The sequence below is a fragment of the Neisseria sp. P0021.S007 genome, assembly GCF_051956855.1.
On sequence record NZ_JBQCXA010001750.1, the window covers coordinates 1 to 439 of the forward strand.

Genomic DNA, 439 nt, shown 5'->3' on the forward strand with positions numbered 1-439 from the left:
TTAAGTGGACGCTTCGCCAGTGTACGCGCCATTATTTGGGAAACGGCTCACGTCTTGCGCACAGGTCAAGATGCGGTTGTTCAAAACAATCTGTATGGTGTTGTGCAGTTGCAACAGATAAACGGTCGGAGCAGCCAGGCCGATTAACACGCGTTCTGCGGTTGGCATGACACGTAAGCGGTGCATAGGTGCATTGTTGTTTTGGAGTCGGCCGTTCATTTTCCAGTGGCCGATAACCCATTTTTGGTCCCACATTCCGATTTGGTGATACATCTTTATTGCTCCGTGTGTTGGTTGTTGCTTGCTTTAGCGTCGTGTAATGTGAAAGTTTAGTGGGATATATGTGCGCTCGGCAATTATTAACGGGCCTCCGGGGCCGTCTGAAAGATGGCACACTCTCCGACAAGGATTTATAATATATGCTTCGATAAAATTAAGA

The 439-nt window shown here is 47.6% G+C and carries 1 pseudogene; it reads right to left on the reverse strand.

Annotated elements, in window-relative coordinates:
* Positions 1–6: 6 nt before the first annotated feature.
* Positions 7–273: pseudogene (locus ACTHUR_RS21265) on the reverse strand (triose-phosphate isomerase); the annotation flags it as partial.
* Positions 274–439: the final 166 nt, after the last annotated feature.